This is a genomic window from Pseudoalteromonas sp. PS1M3 (assembly GCF_016865405.1).
In the GTDB taxonomy this organism is placed as follows: domain Bacteria; phylum Pseudomonadota; class Gammaproteobacteria; order Enterobacterales; family Alteromonadaceae; genus Pseudoalteromonas; species Pseudoalteromonas marina.
The window spans coordinates 415,394-438,231 of sequence record NZ_AP022624.1 but is presented as its reverse complement, the minus strand read 5'-3'; the positions used below and the strand labels follow the sequence as shown (position 1 = coordinate 438,231).

At 38.4% G+C, this 22,838-nt stretch carries 17 protein-coding genes, 1 tRNA gene and 1 pseudogene; 11 read left to right on the top strand and 8 right to left on the bottom strand.

All coding sequences use genetic code 11. The features are described from left to right. Positions 1–55: 55 nt before the first annotated feature. The 4 genes from PS1M3_RS02005 to PS1M3_RS01990 form a co-directional block, all read right to left on the bottom strand. Positions 56–1,018, bottom strand: coding sequence for a Wzz/FepE/Etk N-terminal domain-containing protein (locus PS1M3_RS02005; RefSeq protein ID WP_203985983.1), 963 nt, complete (start codon positions 1,016–1,018; stop codon positions 56–58). A gap of 58 nt (positions 1,019–1,076) precedes the next feature. Beyond that, the gene (locus PS1M3_RS02000) at positions 1,077–3,746 is read right to left on the bottom strand and encodes an SLBB domain-containing protein (RefSeq protein WP_203985981.1); all 2,670 of its coding nucleotides are present in this window, start codon (positions 3,744–3,746) and stop codon (positions 1,077–1,079) included. 122 nt (positions 3,747–3,868) lie between these two features. After that, positions 3,869–4,651, bottom strand: a complete 783-nt coding sequence (locus PS1M3_RS01995; protein ID WP_203985979.1) for a YdiY family protein — start codon at positions 4,649–4,651, stop codon at positions 3,869–3,871. 27 nt (positions 4,652–4,678) lie between these two features. Next, complete coding sequence (locus PS1M3_RS01990) at positions 4,679–5,497, bottom strand: mechanosensitive ion channel family protein (RefSeq protein WP_058428275.1); 819 nt, start codon at positions 5,495–5,497, stop codon at positions 4,679–4,681. A gap of 274 nt (positions 5,498–5,771) precedes the next feature. Between PS1M3_RS01990 and PS1M3_RS01985 the strand changes: the two genes are divergently transcribed. Then, a tRNA-His gene (locus PS1M3_RS01985) sits at positions 5,772–5,847 on the top strand. Between the two features lie 459 nt (positions 5,848–6,306). Here the strand turns inward: PS1M3_RS01985 and PS1M3_RS01980 are convergent. Beyond that, a complete protein-coding gene (locus PS1M3_RS01980) occupies positions 6,307–7,215 on the bottom strand; it encodes a hypothetical protein (protein WP_203985975.1) in 909 nt (302 codons plus the stop codon). 445 nt (positions 7,216–7,660) lie between these two features. Between PS1M3_RS01980 and PS1M3_RS01975 the strand changes: the two genes are divergently transcribed. The 10 genes and pseudogenes from PS1M3_RS01975 to PS1M3_RS01935 all read left to right on the top strand — a co-directional run. Next, the gene (locus PS1M3_RS01975; RefSeq protein WP_203985972.1) at positions 7,661–8,836 is read left to right on the top strand and encodes a site-specific integrase; all 1,176 of its coding nucleotides are present in this window, start codon (positions 7,661–7,663) and stop codon (positions 8,834–8,836) included. 54 nt (positions 8,837–8,890) lie between these two features. After that, entirely contained in the window at positions 8,891–9,277 is a 387-nt protein-coding gene (locus tag PS1M3_RS01970) for a hypothetical protein (RefSeq protein WP_203985969.1), read from the top strand. Between the two features lie 68 nt (positions 9,278–9,345). Further along, the gene (locus PS1M3_RS01965; protein ID WP_203985966.1) at positions 9,346–9,822 is read left to right on the top strand and encodes a hypothetical protein; all 477 of its coding nucleotides are present in this window, start codon (positions 9,346–9,348) and stop codon (positions 9,820–9,822) included. A 111-nt stretch (positions 9,823–9,933) separates the two neighbouring features. Next, the gene (locus PS1M3_RS01960) at positions 9,934–10,308 is read left to right on the top strand and encodes a DUF2787 family protein (protein ID WP_203985963.1); all 375 of its coding nucleotides are present in this window, start codon (positions 9,934–9,936) and stop codon (positions 10,306–10,308) included. 381 nt (positions 10,309–10,689) lie between these two features. Then, positions 10,690–11,310, top strand: coding sequence for an ATP-binding protein (locus PS1M3_RS01955; RefSeq protein ID WP_305791975.1), 621 nt, complete (start codon positions 10,690–10,692; stop codon positions 11,308–11,310). Continuing rightward, the gene (locus PS1M3_RS20140; RefSeq protein WP_305791974.1) at positions 11,282–11,443 is read left to right on the top strand and encodes an ATP-binding protein; all 162 of its coding nucleotides are present in this window, start codon (positions 11,282–11,284) and stop codon (positions 11,441–11,443) included. Before PS1M3_RS01955 ends, PS1M3_RS20140 begins: the two co-directional genes overlap by 29 nt. Positions 11,444–11,587: 144 nt before the next feature. Continuing rightward, positions 11,588–11,905, top strand: a complete 318-nt coding sequence (locus tag PS1M3_RS01950) for a hypothetical protein (protein WP_203985960.1) — start codon at positions 11,588–11,590, stop codon at positions 11,903–11,905. 107 nt (positions 11,906–12,012) lie between these two features. Further along, entirely contained in the window at positions 12,013–13,878 is a 1,866-nt protein-coding gene (locus PS1M3_RS01945; RefSeq protein ID WP_203985957.1) for a hypothetical protein, read from the top strand. A 10-nt stretch (positions 13,879–13,888) separates the two neighbouring features. Beyond that, positions 13,889–17,338, top strand: a complete 3,450-nt coding sequence (locus PS1M3_RS01940; protein ID WP_203985954.1) for a hypothetical protein — start codon at positions 13,889–13,891, stop codon at positions 17,336–17,338. A 991-nt stretch (positions 17,339–18,329) separates the two neighbouring features. Further along, positions 18,330–18,710: pseudogene (locus tag PS1M3_RS01935) on the top strand (HD-GYP domain-containing protein); the annotation flags it as partial. Positions 18,711–18,981: 271 nt separating this feature from the next. On the opposite strand, the gene PS1M3_RS01930 reads toward PS1M3_RS01935, so the two are convergent. The 3 genes from PS1M3_RS01930 to hscA form a co-directional block, all read right to left on the bottom strand. Continuing rightward, entirely contained in the window at positions 18,982–20,409 is a 1,428-nt protein-coding gene (locus PS1M3_RS01930; RefSeq protein ID WP_203985951.1) for an NAD-dependent succinate-semialdehyde dehydrogenase, read from the bottom strand. A 177-nt stretch (positions 20,410–20,586) separates the two neighbouring features. Continuing rightward, positions 20,587–20,925 (bottom strand): ISC system 2Fe-2S type ferredoxin, encoded by a 339-nt coding sequence (fdx, locus tag PS1M3_RS01925; RefSeq protein WP_006791979.1) that lies wholly within the window; start codon positions 20,923–20,925, stop codon positions 20,587–20,589. 11 nt (positions 20,926–20,936) lie between these two features. Then, positions 20,937–22,799, bottom strand: coding sequence for a Fe-S protein assembly chaperone HscA (gene hscA, locus PS1M3_RS01920; RefSeq protein WP_203985948.1), 1,863 nt, complete (start codon positions 22,797–22,799; stop codon positions 20,937–20,939). Positions 22,800–22,838: the final 39 nt, after the last annotated feature.

Below are 22,838 nucleotides of genomic sequence, written 5' to 3'. Positions count from 1 at the left end.
AGGCTTAACTTAAAAAATGATGATATTGAGTGAACTGTATAAAAGAGCCAAGTTATCAAACACTTTCTTGTTCTCTAAAATAATTTTTACCCAAGATAATTAGAATACCAATTAAAATGCCAAACAATGCCCCTACAATGCATATAAGAGCTCTTTTTGGGCTGACTCTTTCTTCGGGAACTAAAGCAGGATCAATTGTTTTGAAGACATACTCATCTCGAACTTCAGCAAACATAATTGTTTTAGCTTGCTCCTCGATAAGCTGAAATAATACTGTTTTAATATCTGAAACTTTCGTGGTTTCGATTTGTTGCTTTAAAAATTCAGTACTTTTAATTGCTTCAGCAACATCTCGTTCCTTCATCTCTTTATTAATATCTTCAATAAGCCACAGAACCCATTGTTGAGCAATATAAGGTGAGATATGTTCAACAGAAATTGTAATCATGCCGGTATCTTTTGAAGAGTTTATATAAACGATCTCTTTAAATTCTTTGTAAGCCTCCTGTAGTGATGGCTTTGGCTTAAATGGAAATTCAACATCTCTGACCCAGGAGTTTGTTTTGGTATCATAGATATCCTCATCATAGGCTATAGCATTCACTTCATATGACCAGCTTTCGGCAGCCATTAAGTCTAGTAAAATGTTATGGCGCTCAATGAACTCACTTGTAAATTTTCTAGATTTTAATACTTCAATTGCTAATGCTGACTTATCAGAAGAACCTGCACCTAAATCAATTCCAGCCATACTGGCTAGACCACCAAATTGACCTGCTAGTGCAGCTAACCCCCCATCACCTTTTCCATTTTCCGCAGGAAAAAGGAGTGCTTCAGCTTTATAAATATTAGGAAGACTAAGAGCTAAAGCAACAGATAACCCCGTAAAAATGATGGTTACCATTGCAATTATTAATTTGCCCTTCCAAATATTTAAGAAGAAACCTTTAAGATCTACGCCTTCATCTTCAGCATACATACTTTGTTGAGTATTCTGTGAATCCACACTTTTTTCCATTAGTAAGTTATCTCATTTATTTAGAGTTACTGAAATTGAATACTGGGTAACTATTAAATTACAGACTGCCAATCGCAGCAACCGCTACACCTAGTTGATAAAGGATCTGCGTCGCTGTGCTCCACAGTGTTAGCTTATCCATGTGCCCAGTATCCATTGGCACTACTATTGTATCGCCTGGCTCTAACTGGTTTGCATTATTAGCAGCAAACCAGCCTCCTGTATTTGGAATTTCAACAGAGCCGTTGGCTTTAATAATGTAAATGCGGTCTTCTGCAGCTCGCTCTTTAAGGCCGCCGCTGAGGTCAATGTAATCATCAACACTTACACCAGCTTTATAAAGATGCGATGTAGAATAGTTAACTTCACCAATAATGCTTATAGAATCACGCTTACTTGGTACGTAAAGCGTATCGCCATTTTGTAGTACTAAGTTTTGTTGGTTATTTACTATTAATGGTAAATCAATAACTAAACGTCCTACCGCTTCAACACTAGCTAAATCGTTTAGTAGTTTATCCATCTCATCGTATGAAAGAGAGTTACCGCTAACTGAGTTTTGGAAGCTTTTAGAAGCAATATCGCGGCGAAGCTCGGTTGATAAACGAGCAAGCTGTTGTTGCTCTTGCTCTTTTATAGAAACACGGGTAAATATTGCTGCGTTTTGTTCTGCAAAATCAGAAAATCCACCTGCACGTTTAAGTAAATCAGTGAGCGTTTCGCCTCGGCGAATAGTGTAGGTACCCGGGAATTTCAGTTCGCCTTTTAGCTCTACCTTTACATTTTCTTGCCAGTTAGGAATCGAGAAAATGTTAATGCTGTCTTTACTACGAAGGGTAATATTGTTTTGTGATTCACCTTTTAGTGCACTTTCAAGATCAAATCGTACATGTTCTACCTGCGAGGCATCACCTAAAACAATGCGCGTTATTTCAGCTTGTTTAGTATAAGCCGATTCTAATAAGCCACCGGCTGCGGTTACTAAGTCGGCTACTTCGCCACTCACTGTAAGAGGGTAAATACCCGGGTAAGTGACGTTACCGTTAATTTCAACTAGTTGCATAGCTTGCGATATTGATGCTTGCTGTTTTAACTTTTCGATAATAGGAAGAAGTAAGTTATGGCGACTAAAAAAAGCATAGTCTTCTGCTTTTAATTCTTTCGATTGTTGATTCGCTTTACGTTTTGAGAAATCAGCAATTGTAAGCCCTTGCTGATTTTTTTTAATAGTTTCATCTTTTTGACTTATACCGATGTATTTTTCAAACTCTTTTTGTTTAAACTTATGCCATTGCTCAGCTTTAAGTTGTTGCTCTTGTTGCTTTTGGCTTAGCGCCATGTTTTCAAGCGCTGTTTTTTCTATTTCTTTTTCTTCAAAGCGGCTAAATACAATGATTTTATCATTAGCTTTTAGCGCTAGGTTATTGTCAGCGTTTTTAATAATCGCTTGCGCTACATCAAATTGGTGCGCTTCTATGTCACCATTAATGTTTGTTTCACGAATTAATAAACCGTAGCTTAAATCTGCCTGAGGGAGTAAATCGCCGCGCACGGACTTAAGCACATCTGAAATGCGTTTACCTTGATACCACTGATAGTTACCTGGGCGAGCAACTGCACCAATTAGGCTGATTGAGTTTTCGTATTGTGAACTTACCGAATTAAAACGAACTCGGTCGCCATCTTGTGGAATATAGTTAATGTTACTTTTGCTAAAATCAACAGAGAGTATTTCTTTACGCTGATTATTAAAACGCTCAACAACCACGTTTTTAGCATAAGCCTCTGGTTTTAATCCGCCGGCCATGTTTAAAAGTTGTTTAGCCGTTTCACCTTGTTTAAGTTCAAAAATAGCCGGGCGTTTTACAAGGCCTTCAACCGTTACTTGTGAACCAACAGAAGGTACAAATACAACGTCCCCAGGTTTTAATACTATATCTTTACTGCTATCACCTTTGATCAGTAAATCGTATAAATCGAAGTTACTAACCACTTTACCAGCGCGTTTAACTTGAATATTACGAAGAGAAGCAATGTCAGATACACCACCACTGACAAATAATGCATGCGATACGGTGGTTAAAGACGAAACACTATAGCTACCCGGTTTGTAAGCCTCACCTAATACTAAAATACGCATACTGCGTAACTGCCCAAGCGATACAAACGCTTTTACGCCAATAACTTCTTGCTCTACCTTAGCATTAATAAGCGCTTTTACTTCTGCAAACGTTAAGCCTGCTACTTGGACTGGTGTTAAATCAGGAATGCTAATTCTGCCTTCACGATCGACTGTAACATCAAAACTTTCACTTTCTTTACCATAAAAGTTAATGTTTAACTGATCACCAGGGCCGACTAAATAAGTATCAGGAACTGCTGCGCTTTCATTTGGCATAAAAGTGGTTGGCTCACCGGCAAACAGTGAATAACCAAATGGTTTTAATTCATCTTTTTTTGGATTAAAGCGCTCGTCATCGCTGAGTTCTGCTTGCTGTGGTTCTTCGCGTTCGCCAATCGTAGGCTGATCGGTTTGTGTTTGATTGCTTGGTTGATTTGATCCTGTGATTGAAGAAAGGTCAACACCATACTGCCTAGCTAAGGCTTCTTGCTGTGATTTAGGTAGTTTTTTAAATTGCTCTAGCTGCGAAGCAGTTGGCGTAAAAGCCATAGCGTTGATGCTAAATAAAAGAACAAAAGCACTTAATAATTGTGTAAAAACTTTCACGAGTAGGTATATCCCTAGGTCTACAACCAAAATTGGTGGCTATAATACATTAATCTGAGGCAAATAAAAAAGGGACTTTCGCCCCTTTTGTCATTTTAGTGTCACTAATTTAATGGTTTTGGTTAAAAACTGTAAACTAGTGTAAATGACGTCTCTGTGTCTGTGCTTTCTTTGTCATCAGCAACGTCTGAGTTGTTGGTAACATTAAAAGCCACTTTCATTTGTAGAGAGCCATTAATTTTAGCAAGCAATGCCGTTTCTGAACGTGTTTTAGTGTTCGTGTCACCGTATTCAACCGCCACTAGCTGCGTAAAACGTGCATTATCAGAAATTTGCCAATTGTAGTCTAATTTACCAAGGGCAATCACTTCACCTTCAAACTCACCGGCAAGTGGATTGCCATTTTCGTCTACTTCAGTGCTGTCATCTGGGTACTCAAAGTATTTGTAACCCGGACCAATCTCTGCGCTTAACCACATTGTTTTTTCATTTAACAAACGTAAGCCATAACCCGCTGAAATTACAGACTCACTGCGGTATGCGCCAAAGTAGTCTGAAACGTGTGAACCATAAATGAATAAATGAGAATGCTCTTCATTTAATTTGTAGTTACCTTGAGCCGAAATTGAGTACTTTTCGTTTGTACGTTGAGTAACTTTGTTACCGTTAGCATCATCAACTTCATCTTCTTTGTAGATTCCGTCAAGCTTGTACTCGTTGTTCCAGCTTTCTAGGTTGTGTTGTACTTTAATACCACCTTTAAGCGTTGTTGTTTCAGTGTTACCACTGGTAACAATAGCACCAAGCTCACTGGTAACTTCCCACGTTTTTTGCTCTGTATCTTCAGCGAAAGCGTTAGTCGCAGCAGATGCTGCAACTAACACTGATAAAAGCTTTAATTTCATTAAAAATAACCTATTTAATACTAAAAATTAGTCTTGCTTGTGTAAATGAACATCCATTTGCGGAAATGGAATTGAAATATTTGCGTCGTCTAATGCAATTTTAATATTTTCCATTAATGAAAAATATGTAGGCCAGTAGTCAGCAGCATTAACCCAAGGACGCACAACAAAGTTAACGCTTGAATCACCTAGTTCAGAAACAGCTACGGTATAAGCAGGGTCTGTAAGTAAGCGTGTTTCTGCATCAAGTACTGATTTTAATACTTCTTTTGCCTGACGTAAATCAGCATCGTAACCAACACCAATTACTAAATCGATACGGCGAGTTGATTCGCGCGATACGTTTGTAATCGCACCTGACATAATTTGAGAGTTTGGCACAATAATTACTTTATTATCTGGTGTGCGAAGTTCTGTAGAGAATATTTCGATTTTTTTAACCGTACCAGATTTGCCACCGGCTTCTACAAAATCACCCGATTTAAACGGACGAAGTAAAATGATTAGTACACCCGACGCAAAATTAGACAGTGAACCTTGTAACGCTAAACCTACCGCTAAGCCGGCTGCACCTAAAATAGCAATGAATGACGTTGTTTCAATACCAATTTGCGAAAGCGCCATTAGTACTGTTAGTGCAAATACAAGGGTATACACAATACTTGCTACGAAAGAGCCAACCGCTTTATCTACTTGTTTTTTCGCAAAGCCCTTTTCTGTTAAGTTTGAACAAAACTTAGCAACCCTACTACCTATTAAAAAGATAATAAGCGCAACAACTGCTTGAATACTATAGTGTAAAATTAAGCCTGAGTTATCATTAAGCCAATTAAGTACTGAATCCATGTTTACTCCAAATGTTTTTGATTAGTATTTTTCCGGATAGCATTATACATTAATTTACAATTTGTTCTCATTTATTAATGAATTCATACTATATATATGGCGAATTGTTTATAGTTTTTAATCGCGCATAGCTTGAAGAAGCATTACTGAACTTTCGCTGTACGAGAGTGAATTTTTAGATTTTATTTTTAAATTTAATTTTTTTTAATTTAAGGCTTCACAAGGTTTATTATTTTATGTATTATGCGCGCCACACCAAACAAGGTGTGTAGTGGCGGTTGTAGCTCAGTTGGTAGAGCCCCGGATTGTGATTCCGGTTGTCGCGGGTTCAAGCCCCGTCAATCGCCCCATTTTTTCTTCCCTCCAGAACTTTAAAACCCTTTACGTTTCAGTAAATTAAATTCAAAAATATTTATACCCATTAAATCTGAACTTTTAACTTTTTTTCTTCGATAATACGCTCTGGTACATACCCTGTGAGTGACTAGGTACATTTGCTTACTTTGCATTACTATTGCGTCTAATAACTGACATTAACACTAAACATTAATATCCTCTGATTAACTTCCACCATACAGCTTTTTTAGGTCTGCCTCCGGTCCTAAAGATCTTACACGTGTTAAATTTTGTTATACAGATACTGATTCAATACTGCTATGCACATCTGGGATATAGCCACTAGCTAGAACATTTACAAATGAGCGAGTTATATTTAACCCGCAACGAGCAGAAACGCTTTAGAGGGAAAGGATTGTTCTTGCCAGTTCCAGGCTTTTGTGAATATTAATCCCTCTTACTAATACGACTCCTTATTCAAATAGCTTATCATAAGTAAACTCAATAAAATCACCTGAATTTTCTGGTGATTCGTAAATGAACCCAAACTCTAAATCTATAACTTTATCCATATTCTTAAAAAATTCAAAGTCTGTATCAGTTGGTTCAAAACCGCCAGATACTACAATCAACTTTTCACCTTGTTTTTGTATATCAGGATGGAGTGTGTATCTTAAAAGCTGACCAACGGCCATCTCTATATTTTGAATTACGGAGTTAGTGTACTTAAGCTCTGCAACTACATACTTATTATCTTCTGTATAAACAACATCTCTTCGAAATAAACCATCTGTATCTTGAGAGCGAGCGTGTATACCTTTTGAAGCTTTCAGCCAATTAACAAATCTCCTCTCCATTTCTTGTTCACGAAGAACAACGGAGGTAAATTCTGATAATTTTCGCCTAATTATTTTAGCGTCTGCATTATCGCTCCAAATATCTGTCGAGCATTTAGCAGAAGGAGCTCTAAAACCATCAAACTCAAACCTATCAAGGATTTTATCAATATTAGCTAAACATGGTTGAATGTCGGTAGCATTTATAGGGATGTAATAGTCAAAAACATTATCAACCTCTTTAACTCTTATTACGCAATCACTAGGTAGCTCACCTAGAGCAATATTGATAAATTCTTCATTTACAACTTTAGAGCTATTTAATGGTGCAAACCTTATGCGAACATTATTCTTATTTGGTGTAACAGAAACCCTTCCTTTAGATTGATTCATACCAAACACTAACTTCACAGTGGCATCTTTTCGCCATTTAGTTGAGCCTGTATAAAATTGAGATAGATGAATATCCAATACCATACATACTTTTTTGTACTTTGGATTAGCATCAAACCAAGCTTTTGCTTTCTCAGTTGCTGTATTTGACATTATTTTCCTTAAATTTTTCACAAAAAAAAGTTCTATTAATTATATCGAGTGTTTTTGCTCTCAAAATATCAATAATGCAAGCGCTCTATTACCAAATATTCTGCTCAGATAAACCATCCTTACAACCCACCTCCCACCTAGAAAAAATTGGGTGAACCAAAGATTTAAAATGTTTGCAAAAAACAACAAGCCTCAATTGGCTTTATTAAATCCTTGTGGGAAGCATTCATTCTGGCTCTATAAAACTATCCCAAAACTTTCCTAGCTACACAAGCTAAGTCGACCAAAAAACACTACGAACCTTCGTCTGCTTTGTTGGGCTAGCTCTGCAGTATAAAATCAATACAGCTACCCCTTTATCGCTCTTTTGATTTACAGATAAAACCGAATTAGCTATTACTTTCAAACATATATTAATTCTTTGAATATATTCCGGAGAATTATTATGAACAAACGATTCAAATTCACAGATAAGCTCATTCAATCACTACCTGCACATATTCGTGACTCCCGTGCAACTGAAGCTGAGTATAGCGACACTGATATTACAGGTCTAAAGTGCCTTATTGGGAAAACAGGGAATCGTCGATTTCTGTTTAGGTACACCTTTCATAGTCGAAAATACAGTATCTCGCTTGGTAAATTTGGCGATATAAAGGTATCTGATGCTAAGCGTATTGCTCAAAAACACCGAGTCACATTGTTAGAAGGTCGTAATCCCAAAGTTGAACGGGATGAGCATGCCCACATGACTTTGAATGACTTTTTCGTCAACCATTACCTACCCCTTGTACGTAAACGAAAGCGAACATGGCAAGATGACTTATACCGCTGGCAACGTATTATTGAACCACAACTCGGCTCGACACTTCTTTGTGAATTAAGAACGCTTGATGTGCAAAGGCTACATATTGAACTTGCCGATACTAAGCATAAATATGGAAAAACCTATGCTCCTGCAACCTGTAATCAAGTGCTATTAATATTAAAGGCCATTACACGGTATGCATTAGAAGCTGGAGTTATTGACGAAGATGTCTGTAAGCCAATTAAACTCTATAAGTTAAACAATGCTAGGACGCGCTTTTTAACTAAGTTTGAAGTAAAGCGCTTATTAAAAGAGTGTAAAGCCTATTCAAATAAGGTCATTGCAGGCTACATTGCTACATTAGCGCTAACAGGCCTTCGGTGCTCTGAGGTATCAAATATTAAAGTAAAGGATATGGATATAAAAAACCGTGTTATTCATATTCCTCATACTAAAAATGGTAAACCCAGGACGGTCTATATAACGGATACCTTGCTTGGCTTTATTGGTGCGATACCACTACAACGTAATAACCCTTACTTATTTGCAAGTAAGGTTGAAGGCAAGCCTTTAAAAAGCGCACGTAAGACTTTTAAGAAACTATTAATAAATGCCAAAATTGATCCAAGCGATGTATGTCTTCATACACTGCGTCACTCGGTAGCATCAAATCTTGTCAGTGCTGGGGTAAGTCTTCGTCTTGTTCAAGAGCAACTTTCTCATGCATCAATTGTGAGCACACAACGTTATGCAAAGCTTACCTCTGAATCAATGAGAAATACTAGCGAACAACTTGCTCACTTATTTAAATAACCCTATCTAACCATAGAGCCCATCCAATCGGATGGGCTTTTTTTGTGGAATTTTATGATGAGAATCCTAACTGAATACCCAACCAGTTTAAGTATCGGCTTTGACGAGCTCACTAATAAAGCGCTGTTAGAGCACATTAATGAACCATTTACTAACGAAAAGGAGGCACTATCATTTTGGCAAAACACATCGACTTTAATTATTGTCATTGAACCTTTGGATGACTACCTCCCCCTTTTGCACTGCTTTAATAAGCGTCTTATTTTGCTTATACATGAAGCCCTTGAATACCCCGAATATGAGGAGCCACTATCTGATGAATACCGGGTCAATTTAACCGTATTTAATGATGATGGGAGTGGTCTATATCTCGTTTATCCAACAACCCGTAAGGAACAATTATTCAATGCTGTTAACGCTATTAATAACCCAAACCTGTGACGCAGATAAACCTATTTTTATTCGCGTTCTTTCAAATCACATTCTTAATTTAATAACTCGAGGTAACTATGAAAACACACTCTAAAAAAGACGTACAAGATAACGTTCAAGACAATATTCAAAATGATGACTATACAACGGTATTGGTAGGGTTAGCGAAAAAGTTATCGCCTAGCTCAACAGGTTTAATTGGCTATGAGGTCGCTAAAGACTTGAAGAGTAATGTGCTCTATATCAGGCTGACAAGTAATTCAGATGGCGGCTTATTCTCTAAAGAATGGATAAAGTTAGATGAAATTTACGACTTAATACTCACGCTCGGTGATAAGCCATTTAACTCATCCGTATTTAAAGCGCTATTTAAAAGCGGCTCAGCCAACAATACATCATTTATTGCAGCAGTACTTCGTCATGAGGAGCTTGCATTAATTCAGCCTACTGAGAAAAAGGTATTTCTACACTTAGCTAACCCCCTCATTGTTAATCAACAAGACCGGATTGCTAAGCTTAAACCTTTAGCAACACCTAATAAGGTGACTAAGTAACTTTAGTCATAACAACGTTTCATACACCCTTAACTCACTCCACCAGCTTCAACGCAACTAAAAAGAGAACTCATTATGTCAATTTCCCTGAGCAACATTGGGCGCATCTGTGTGCCTGATAATTTAGTACGACAATTAGATTCACTTCTGATTGATATTGATACTAACAACCTAACATCAATTACATTTAACTTTAGAGATCCAGAATACAGCCCAAATAGTGGAGGCTTTCATCCAGTTGAGATCCGTTTAATGAAAGACAACGGAAAGTGGTTAATAGATTACTTCACAGACTTTAGTTATGCAGGTGCATATGCTGAGCTTGAGAAAGAAGTCGATATTCTATTTCAAGAAGGGACAGTTTATTTAGCATTCTTCGGCACGCTAAAAAACCACCTCGCAACTGAGCTGGCTAAAACAACGATATCCAATTTTATTTCATACTATAATATGGATGTGTATCAGACCCAAATAAGTACTGATTAACCCGCTATAGACCGGAACAAGGGGGTTTACTTTCTAGAGGTAGACGCCCTTGATTCATCAAGTCAACAACCACGTTAACTAATGTTAGTGACCCTACAAAACTCTTCTCAGAGACAGTCGAATTACTAATCCGGTTAACGCTATAAGAGCAAATTTATGGATAACAGAAATGATAGGTATCATTCCTCATTTAAATGAATTTAAGAAAAGAAGAGTCAAACCGGTAATAGGCAGTGGTAGTAGCATCAATTACTCAGCGACAATTACCGGCCATCCGAGAATGTGAAGCGCAATTTTTAGTGATTGCATCAAACAGGCCCACAATGACAATAAAGCAACACAGCTTGAGCGCTTATAGCAGCATGATACCGGGAGGTCTACATGGATAACTTCACGGCCTCGTTACCTTTAATGCTGAAACAATTAAAGCTTAGCACCATGCTTCAACAGTGGAATGCTCTGGGCAAAAAAGCGATAGAAGAGCAATGGAGTCCACAGCAATACTTGTCTGAGCTGTGTCATATTGAACTTGCGACACGCGATGATAAGCGCCTTCAGCGGCTTTTAAGAGATGCAAAATTGCCAGTGGGTAAGCACCTTAGTAGCTTCGATTTTACCCTTGTTGATGGGGTGAGTAAGCCCCTGGTTACTGATTTAATAACTCAGCCGGATTGGTTGAAGCACGGTGGCAATATATTGTTATTTGGCGCCAGTGGTCTTGGTAAAACGCATCTCGCCAGTAGCATCGGTTATGGCCTTATCGAACAAGGCCATAAAATTAAGTTCGTTGCCGCGTCAGCGATTGTTCAACAACTCCAGCAAGCAAAGCGACACTTAAGCTTGCAAGATGAGCTTGTAAAGCTCGATAAATACAGCTTATTAATCGTTGATGACGTTGGTTATGTTCGAAAAACGGAACAAGAAACGAGTGTGCTGTTTGAATTGATAGCCCATCGCTATGAGCCGACACAGCATGATCATCACATCAAACAAATCATTTGAACAATGGGATGAACTATTTGATGACTCAACGATGACTGTCGCGGCAATCGATCGCTTGGTTCATCACGCAACGATTATTCATTGCGAAGGCGAAAGTTACCGACGCAAAACAGCGCTCAATAAGAGCAAATAAAATTCGGTGTCAACCGGCCAAGTTAATTGACGCTAGATAAAATTCGGACGTTTTCTATTTTTTATATCAAAATGTTTTGACATTACCAACTATTTGAATATTATATTATCGTACAATTATTTTAAATTTAAATGGATATTATTTATGAAAAAAACTGTTTTATTAGGCGCTGCCTTTTCTGTATCAATTTTGTCTGGTTGCATGTCAACAGGTGAAGACTCTGTAAATCTTGCTAATATGGACTTTAACACGTTATCGTGTGAACAAATTGACAAAGCATTTAAAGATTACAAATCAAATGTTGATTCTGCTGATAACCTATCAAGTTTAGTGGGAGTGGTGAGTTCATCAGCAGCTTCTGCTGCAAACTCTGCAAAATCAACAGCAATGACCGCCTACTATACAGCTAAGGAAGCTGCTCAACCTGCAATTAAAGCTAAAGGATGTAAAATTTACATCTAAATCTTATTCTATGTAAAAGCTCGGTATTGCCGAGCTTTTTTTGTTTTTAACCCTCTGTTTTATAATACCGTCGTTTAAAAAAACTGTTTAAAGGAGTAAACAATTCTATGCTGCACTCTAAATTTTTTATAGCCATCGTTTTAGTAACTTCGTTAGTGCTAAGTGCATGCTCAGATAATGAAAAAGTTGACAATGCTTCCACAGCATCTAAAGAAGAATCAAATACGGACAAAATAGAAAAAATAATAAGTAATGATTCAGAGAGTTCTTCAGAAAAAGAGCTCGACACAATAGAAAAAACTGAAAAAATGGTTCCTTCTAAGAATAGCGCTGAAATAGTGAAAACTTATGTGAGCCCAGCCATTGTCTTTGCTAAAAGTGACGATTATCAAAGTGATCTTCCTATTTCCTCTCCAAAGATTGATGGCGCCTCTACCCGACTGAGACGTACAACAATAACTATTGATGACAAAGAACATCAGTATGAAAAGGTCACATACGGTAGTGAAACGGCTAGCTATAGTGCTGGTGTACATACTTTTATGTCAAGAGCATTAAAGCCAGGTGTAAATGAATTCAAAATAGAAAAGCAGTTAAATGATGGCACTATTGAAATTGCTGATATAACTGTGACAAGTCAGGCGACTAAAGAGCCGTACATGCATGTAGTGGCTAGTCAAAGTGTCGGCTATGAATCCCTAAATGTAACTTATAATGTCACTACTAACTTGGATGTTGAACAAGTTTTTGTGGATATAGATGAAGATGGGAAGTTTGAATTTGAGCAAACGGGAAGCTCCTTTGTACATAACTATAAAAAAATTGGCGTATACCAACCTAAGGTTATGGTTAAACTTAAATCCGGTTTATATGTTACAAGCATTAGAGAGCAGGTGGATGTCATAACAGTAAGGCCAACCCCTGTGTTATTGCATCAAGGTGTCTTAAATAATGTTATTGATATTGAGGAATACAATGGTGATTTATTTGCCTTGTCATCTGCAGGGCTTCACGAAATTGATGGAAGTAAACCTGAAGATATTATTGATATAAAACTAAATGGTTTGCGTAAAGCTCAAGGTTTTGGCATGGATTTCAACGGAAATGTTTATGTCGCTAATACCGGAAGAAATCAAATAGCGATATATACAAGAGAGTCTAATTATAAAAGCAAAACTAAGTTTGGTAAAAAGGGAACTGATGTAGGTAAGTTCACTTCACCACTTGATGTAGCAATCGACTCGTTAGGAGTCACTAATGAAATATATATCCTCGAGCAGTCTAACAAGCGCGTACAAGTGTTTAGTGATGATGGTCACTATTTAAGATCTAGAATAATATTTGATAACAAGAATGGAGCGGACTTTGAAGGGACCAATATTGTCAATACACCCAATTTTGTTGTGGCTGACCTGAAGCGAGGTACTATTTCTCAATTTAATGGTACAGGCACGGATAAACATGGTGTCGAACTATACAAAAAATTAGGTGTTGGCCGAATAAGCTATTCGGATGGAAACGTATTTGCCACTGAAGAAAGCTCGGTAAGAAAAATTCCATTAAATCGATTGTCAGCATACAACATTCCTATTAAAGGAGCGTTACAAGCTATATCATTTGGTGATGGTTACATTGCGATTGTTGATAAGAAAAGTAACAGTTTAAGTATTTATCATGACCCAGACATTCCTTTAGCGTCTAATGCTGAATCGATAGTTAAACAATTTGTTGCAGCAGTAATTAGCCAAGATGTAAAAACCTTGTTTATGCTTTCAGGTTCTAAAAGTATTAGCGCACGAGCATTTTCACGAAATATTCCTCAATTTAGTCAAGACCTACAAAATAACTTAAGTGTTGAAGTAACAGAATACGGTATGGATGCATTAGGGATTCTAACATTCGACGTCAATGGTGAGCGAAGACGTGTAGAGCTAGATGTAGTACTAGAAAATAGCCGTTGGCTCATCAGGTAGGATAACGATCATGACAATATTAAAAAAAGTAACATTCGGCCTAGTGGGAGTAACTTTATCGCTACCAAACTTAGTTTGGGGTCATGAAGTCAACTCACATCAAGCGCAAATGATGTGTGCAACAACACCAACAAGCAATGGGTGTAGCGATCGGCAGCGAGCTGTTAATCTGCATAACTTTGTAGGTAAAGAAGGGTTAAATATCGCGAGCAATAAGTATGAGTGCGCAAGATATAAGGGTTACGATTTTGCGCTGGAAGACAATGGACTGATAGGTTGTCCTAATGAAAATGGTGCGTTTACCTCATATATGGAATATGCTCAGTTTGGCGAGCAGGTTTTCAAAGATTACAATATTTTACTCCATTCAACTGATTATTTATCAATGTTACAAGCCGGCGTGGTACTTGAAGATGCTGTCTGGCCAAGAGACGATCATGATGGTGATGGGCGATTTAACTCTCATTTTTTTGCTCCTCAATTGAAAGGTAAAAAGTTAATCCAAGGAAAGTGGGGGAAAAATACAGATGCGGTCACCTGGGCAATTGACGGAGCAGTCTTTGATGTTCTGGGGCCTGAGTTTGTTTCTGGAGCTAATCGCTCAAATGAATACTCACTTAAATCGGCTATTGAATATTACCGACAAGGGGTTTTCGCAGAAACGAAAGAAGAGCGAGACCAAGCGCACGGTAGTTTGTTTGTTGCCTTAGGGCATGTTGTGCATTTATTGCAAGATTTACATTCACCAGCACATACTCGAGACGACGGCCATGCGCAAGGTGATGTGTTTGAACGGTTTGGTCGATGGAAAAGTGGCGGTTTTAATCTTAAAAAAGGAAATCTTAATGGGGAAAACGATAAAGATATTACGCAAGCGGTTATATCTAGCGCATCAATAAAATATTCAAGCTATAGAGATTTTTTAATTAAAGAGGCGGAGCATGTTTCAACGTCATTTTTTAGTATGGATACGATTTGTTTGAATTCGAAAACCGACGACTTTTATGAATCGGATGAAAGGCGTGAAGATGAGCAAACAGACACGTTCACATTGGATACTTTTCTTGATGGTAAAGATGGGTTTAATTGTTATCGAGAAGTAGAAACTAGCATAGGAAATTATCAAAGAGGTTACGATCAACCTAGTCCACGTATAGAAGGTATAGAACTTTGGGATGAAAAACATAAAAATAAAATTGGCGACTTGCCAACAGAACTAAAAGAGCTTGATGCATATTTTAAGGATAATGACCCAGGTGATGGGCGATTTACATATTCTTTAAAAAGCGAAACAAGAAGCGAACACCTGCTAGGAAAAATGCGTAATGATTATGTTCATAAAGGAAGGGATACCCTTCGTTTTCCTGATGATGAGAGCGTGCTTAAGCAAAACGGTCAAGATTTATTTGCTCGCTCGGTTGGTTCGTCGGAAGGTTTTCTTGATTACTTTTTCAGGGGCAGAATTTTAGCCGTTCAATTAACGAAATCTGACGTAGCTGATACCGATGTTAAAGCGGGATTATACATTTTTAATAACTCAGACCGGACTACAGTAACCAGTAGTGACAATGTAAAAATAGAAAAAGGGGCTACACTCACCCTCTTTGTTGACAATACAGAAAGCCGTAAAAGGAAGTTGTTACACAATATAAAAACCTCCAACGTTTTGTCGTCATGTGAGACTATTCCCGCGGTTGTAAATGCTGATTTCATTAGCTCTACATCTTGTGACTACGAATTTATACCTCAAAGTACAATAACAGCCCGTTATTTAGCTTTAGCCTCTGAAATTGAAGATAAGAATACTGAAGATACTATACAAGGCTCTATGCCAAATACGATACCAACTAATACAAGCGCGACTAAAGTTATCAAAAATAACAAAGCGGCTTTTGGCCCGCTGGTCACTGTATTTATTGAAGGCCTATCGCATGTTAATGTTAATGCTAAAGGTGAAAGTGAAACAATATTAGCGGCAACAACGTCTGAGTTACAGTTAGAGTTAGGTGCTTTTTCAGTTGTTGGCTATGAAAACAATGTAATACCAATACTTTATGGTGTTCACGTGAAAACAGGTACTAAAAAACGTCCGGGTATTTTAGTCAACGATTTAGCTATTTGGGAAATGATAACGAGCCATTTTGAACGGGATGTTCAAATGGAACGAGCTCAAAATGGTTTGCCTTCTTATTACAGTGCAAAACTTGTATTTTGCGAAGGGGATAAAGAAATATCTGCAGCGTCGTGTGACCTAAAAATGTATTTTGATGTATTATCTGAGGACAACCCGACGCATTTAAAATCAATTGAAAGAGTACGTGGCAGTCTTAGGCGTCATTCTGAACTGACAGATGCAGGATTGGGCGACCTTGCCGAATACAAAGAACGTGAAAGTACTGAAAACTATGGCGAGTTAACAACAATTCGTGGCAGCTCAGATAAGGCTCATCTCGGTGATAAAAAACTGAAGTTAGCGCTACTTATTTCGACTCCCTTGACCACTGGTGTCGATAATTTATTAATCGAGAGTTCTACGCCAGATGAACTGTATTCAATGGTTGGTCTAGATCATTACAACGTAGCCGTTTCAAGAAATGATGCGAATTCAAACTATTTAAATAAAACAAAGGCTTTTAGAGCTCGTGATAAATTGGTCGTGTTAGGTCAAAATTCTTCAACGGTTGTAACAGGTTTTTTACCTAACCCGAAGGATATTGTTCGAAGAGAAAAAGGGGGGGATGCTCCTTTTGATTACGACAGTGTAAATTTAGGTGAAATAAAAGTTGAATTGTATGATATGTCAATGAATAAACTTAAAAATTTAGATACTGGAGTGAGCGGTCAATTTGTAACGGTAGACACAACAAATATTAATGCTGGCATCCATTATTTGAGATATCTAAACCCATTTGTAAAAGACATTTATGCGGCAGAAGTTGAAAGCGACGGTAATCGTTTTAAGACCGGTATCAATATTGGAACTTATGGCTTTGTACAGCCGATAATTAAGACAAATAAGGTTAATATTTCAACTGACTTATTAAGTGGTACATTTGAATACGATGTAACTGAAAAACCGCTCGTATACAAAACCTCAGACAAACAAACAATAGAAGCAAAATTTTCCTTAAGAGATAATTTCGAGTTTTTCTTCCAAAGAGAACGCACAGGAAAATTGTGGGCAAAGCTGCATGATAAAAAAATGAAGACCAAAGAACACCATAAGAAGCACCCTGTTTATAAAGCTTGTGGTAAAGGTTTTTATCCAGGAAAACCAGAAATAACTATTATCTCTGAGCCAAGTGTTGATCGTTACTATTTAGATAAAGCAGTATATATCGTCAATGGGTTGCTGCATTTAGATCTAAACTATAAATGCGAAAGTTTTAGTAATAACAATGATAAAAATGTTAATTTTTACATTAAAGCAGAATTCGATAAAGTAGCGACACTAGGTTGATAGTAGTTGAAGTGATTTATGGGGCAGTCACGTTTTTTAAAAGTAGACACTTTATTGCTTGAGCTTACATCTAAAAATTGATTGTTTCAATATGTTCCTAATAAACCACTCGTACGAGATAGCATATTGGCAATAGTAGCGGTTAACTTCTATCTCACTGAAGGAGAACGTGAAATAGGGTATTTATTTTAATGCTTTTTTAAGTTAATGATTTCTAGATGTGCTTAAACTAGTCATTGATAAAAGAACATACTCGCCACACAAAGAAACGTGTGCTCATGATGGACGCTTAACTTTGATTTAATAATCCTCGCTTTATAATACGGCTAAGCATAACTTTACTCTGGTTGATTATAGGAAAGCGAACCGTCTTATTGAGTAAATAATTGTTGATCTTGTAATTTGATTTTCTTGAGGTATATAAACAGATATAACTTGATGCTGATAATATCCTGTGAGTTTTCACAAATACGTCATTACACATTAATCTAAACTCATCTAAGTTAAGTCGATAAATTATCTTCGTTATTACACATCCAACTAAATCCTATACCGACAGCTGGATTGTGATTCCGGTTGTCGCGGGTTCAAGCCCCGTCAATCGCCCCATTTTCTCTCCTTATCTCTTTTCAAAATACATAATTAATCATTAAATATAACTCCTTCTAGTTCAATTATATTTTCCCTATATCGCTGGCCCTGTATAACTCCCCATGAATTACTATTTATGCTCATAGCTAAATATCATTGAATTCATTATGTATTTTTTATTAAAAACGCTTATTTTCTGTTCAAGACATAATTTAATTTGCTCAAACCATTTTAGTAAAAAATTTATACCAATTCGCTTAATTAAGTGATGTATTTTGAGGCTGGAAAACGAGTTGATAGCTAGGCAAAACTCACTATTTAGTTGTTCTAAATGAGAGTTTTTTAACGTAGGTAGCGGCACGTTTAGCCCCGCAAAATGATTGTGTATTATTGCGAATTAATAATAGATGCCCTGCCGTTCCCTAAACACTTAAGTAAAGTGTCTGAGTATGCATTAGGCCATCATGAAAAACTCGATGGTACAGGTTACCCAAGGGGTCTCACCAAAGAGCAAATGTCGGTGCCTGCTCGGTTAATGGCAATTACCGATATATTTGAAGCACTTTCAGCGGTAGATAGGCCTTACAAAAAGGCAAAGCCGGTAAGTGAGTGTTTATTTATACTCGGTACTATGGTCGAAAAAAACCACTTAGACCCTGATATTTTCGCTGTTTTTATCGAATCCGGCGTGTACAAAAATTATATTAGTGAATACGCAAACCCAGAACAGCTTGATAACGTAGACCTTGATAACCTACCTGGATATAAACCGATCCGTTAATGCCCCACTAAAATTAACGACGCTGAACAAAAAAATGCCACCTTACGGTGGCATTTACACACGGGGTTATTTCTACTTATAGAAATCCTTTTACTTTTTATTTGGTTTTTAGTGTTGTTTTATTAACAAAAAATATGTGGCAAAGGTAGCACTTAGTCCTTGCTGTATCAATAGCAAAAAGAAAAGTTCATGATTTCGCCATATTATTGTAATAAACAAACGTTACCGAAACACAGCCTAAGAACCTTAAGCGTAAAATCGCGGATTGCTATTAAATTTTAATACACACGTACTTTTCTTCTAGGTATTCATTAAGTCCTTGGTGTCCACCCTCTCGCCCTAAGCCAGATTGTTTTACCCCACCAAACGGAGCAACGGGGTTTGATATTACCCCTTCATTTACGCCTATCATTCCAAATTCAAGCCCTTCGCTAATGCGGTAAACTTGTTTTAAATCTTGGCTATAAAAATAAGCGGCTAAACCATAGGGCACATCATTAGCAAGCGCAAGCACTTCTGCTTCTTCATCAAAAGGGATGACCGTTAGCACAGGGCCAAATACTTCTTCGTGGTATATATCCATTTCAGTCGTTACATTAGTAACAATGAGCGGGTTTTGAAAGCTGCCGCCTAAACTGCTGTTATCCCCTATTAGGTCTGCGCCTTTATCAAGTGCATCTTGCACAAGCTGCTGCACTTTATCTTTCGCTTTTGGGTAAATTAGCGGGCCAATATCTACGCCCTCTTCAAACCCATTGGCTACTTTTAATGCAGCTACTTTAGGCGTAATTTTCGACAATACTTTATCGATAACACTACGCTGAATAAAAATGCGGTTTGCGGCTACACATGCTTGGCCACTGTTTCTAAATTTAGCCGCCATAAGCCCGTCAATCGCATCATCCAGATCCGCATTATCAAAAATGATAAACGGCGCATTGCCGCCTAATTCCATTGAGGTACGCTTAACCATGTCGGCACATTGCTTAAGTAATTGGCTACCAACACCTGTAGAGCCAGTAAAAGTAAACTTGCGGACAATATGTGAGTCAGTGAGCATTTTACCCACTGTTTTTGCGTCTTGCGATACAAGTACGTTAAATGCCCCTTTAACAAAGCCAGCTTGGTCGGCTAGGTATGCTAATGCAATCGCGCATAGCGGCGTATGCTCAGAAGGCTTTAATATAAAACTACAGCCTGCAGCATATGCTGGCGCCACTTTACGTGTCACCATAGCAACCGGGAAGTTCCAAGGAGTAATACCTGCTACAACGCCTACAGGCTGCTTAAAACTGGTTAAACGGTGGTTATTGTCGGTAGGTGGGATCACATCGCCATAACTTCGCTTAGCTTCTTCTGCAAACCATTTTATAAAGCCTGCACCGTAATCTATTTCGCCCAGCGATTCTTTAAGTGGCTTACCTTGCTCTTTGGTCATTAGTTCAGCTAGTGTTTTTTTGTGCTTGATCACAAGCTCATACCAGCGCATTAGCGTTTCACTACGCTCAGTGGCGTTAGTGTTTTTTAATTTTACAAAAGCGCCCTGTGCGGCAGTTATGGCGCTATTAACGCCTTGCTCGTCTATATCACTTACTTCAATAATACTTTGTTGGGTAGCGGGATCGTTAACGCTAAAGTGTTCATTGGTTTTATAAAACTCACCATCAATAAACGAGTCACAAAAAATTAGATTACTCAAAGTACACCTCCGAAAAATATTTTAGGGGTTAGCTTTTAATGCGTGGCATAGAGCCAAGGCTAACTCTTTACGTCTACAAAATAACTTACGAGCTTTACTCGTCACGCCTACAATTTACAAACAAAAAAGCCGCTGTATTAAACAGCGGCTTTTAATATAATAGTCGTTAATTAAAAACTAGTGCTCTTCATTAACGATATTGAGATTGTACTTAGGTATTTCAACCACTAAGTCTTCATCTCTAATTATTGCTTGGCAACCAAGGCGCGACTCAGGCTCTAAGCCCCACGCTTTGTCTAGCATGTCGTCTTCTAGGTCGTCACTTTCATCAAGTGAATCAAACCCTTCACGAATAACTAAATGACACGTAGTACACGCACACGACTTTTCACATGCGTGTGGAATGCTTATGCCATTTTTAAGCGCCGCGTCGAGCACAGTTTGCCCCTCAGGTGCTTCAATTGCAGCGCCGTCAGGACACAATTCAGGATGTGGAAGAAAAACAATTTGTGGCATTCTAATCTCTCTTAAATGTTGTCTACTGACTGACCCGTTAGGGCTTTTTTAATTGATGCATCCATTCTGCGCGATGCAAATTCACTACTGGCGTTATCTACTTTTTCGATAGCCGCTTTAATTTCGCTAGGTTGTTGAGCATTTTCGCGCACTTTTACCAGCTCTGCAATTTCAGCTCTTAAATTTGTAAGCTGAGCGTCATCAAGTAACGCGCCATCAGCATCTAATGAAGCATTTAGTGCCTCAATAACACGAAGAGCCTCAACTTGTTGCTCTTTAAGCATACGTGCTTGCATGTCGTCTTTTGCGTTGCTCATCGACTCTTTTAGCATGTTAGCCACTTGGTCGTCAGATAAACCAAACGAAGGCTTAACCTGAATTTCAGCTTGCACACCCGTTGATTTTTCCATCGCTGAAACACTTAATAAACCATCAGCATCTACTTTAAAGGTAACTCGAATATGCGCAGCGCCAGCTGCCATTGATGGAATACCTTTTAAGCTAAATTTAGCAAGTGAACGACAATCGTCAACCAGCTCACGCTCACCTTGTAATACATGCAAAGACATCGCCGTTTGGCCATCTTTAAACGTCGTAAATTCTTGAGCACGCGCTACCGGAATAGTGGTGTTACGCGGAATAATTTTTTCAACCAAACCGCCCATGGTTTCTAGTCCAAGCGACAGTGGCAGTACATCAAGTAATAACATATCTGAGTCTGGCTTATTGCCAATGAGCACGTCTGCTTGCAGTGCTGCACCCAATGCCACAACGCGGTCAGGGTCGATTGAGGTTAGCGGTTCTTTATCAAAAAAGCTATGTACTTGGCTGCGTACCAGTGGCATACGCGTTGAACCGCCGACCATAATAACTTGTAAAACTTCTTCGTTTTCAATGCCAGCATCTTTAACAGCTCGGCGACACGAACGCAGTGTTTTTTTAACCAGTGGCATCGCCATTTCGTCGAATGTTTCGCGCGTTACTTCTACCGTGTGGTTTTGCCCGTCAAATTCAAGCCCTACATTTACTTTTGCGTATTGGCTTAACGCTTCTTTACAGGCTTTGGCTTTGTTAATAAATAAACGTAAAACCGAAGGTGATAACGCTGATACACCGGTTTGCTGCTTAAAGTAGTCAACGAGTAGTGAATCAAAATCGTCACCACCTAAACTTGAGTCGCCGCCGGTTGCCATTACTTCAAACACACCTTGGTGTAAACGAAGAACAGAAATATCAAATGTACCACCGCCTAAGTCGTAAACGGCAATGATACCTTCTTGGCCCGAATCTAAACCATAGGCAACAGCCGCCGCTGTTGGCTCGTTTAACAAGCGTAATACATTAATGCCAGCAAGCTCTGCGGCATCTTTAGTACTTTGACGCTGAGCATCATCGAAATACGCAGGAACGGTAATAACAGCCCCTAAAATTTCTTGATTACCAAAACTTTGTTCTGCACGCGCTTTCAACGCGGCTAATATGTGGCTTGACGCTTTAACTGGGCTGACTTTTCCAGCCTCAGTTTGAATAGCAAGCGAGCCATTATCTTCACAAAATTGATACGGTAATTGGCCGTAGCTGTGCTCTATTTCAGCCTGTGTTTTACCTAAAAAACGCTTTACCGAAATAAGTGTATTTGCAGGGTCTTGTGTTGCAGCTTGAGCCGCATCGCTACCCACAGTAATACCACCGGCTTGATAACGAACAACCGACGGTAACATTGCAGCCCCTAACTCATCGGTTAAAGTGCGCGCTTCGCCACTTTGTACGGTAGCAACTAATGAATTAGTGGTGCCAAGGTCAATACCTATGGCTAGTTTATGTTCGTGTGGTGCCGCGCTTTGCCCCGGCTCAGCAATTTGCAATAATGCCATAATGCTCTTTAAACTCGTTTTGCTCGCTTTACAGCAAGT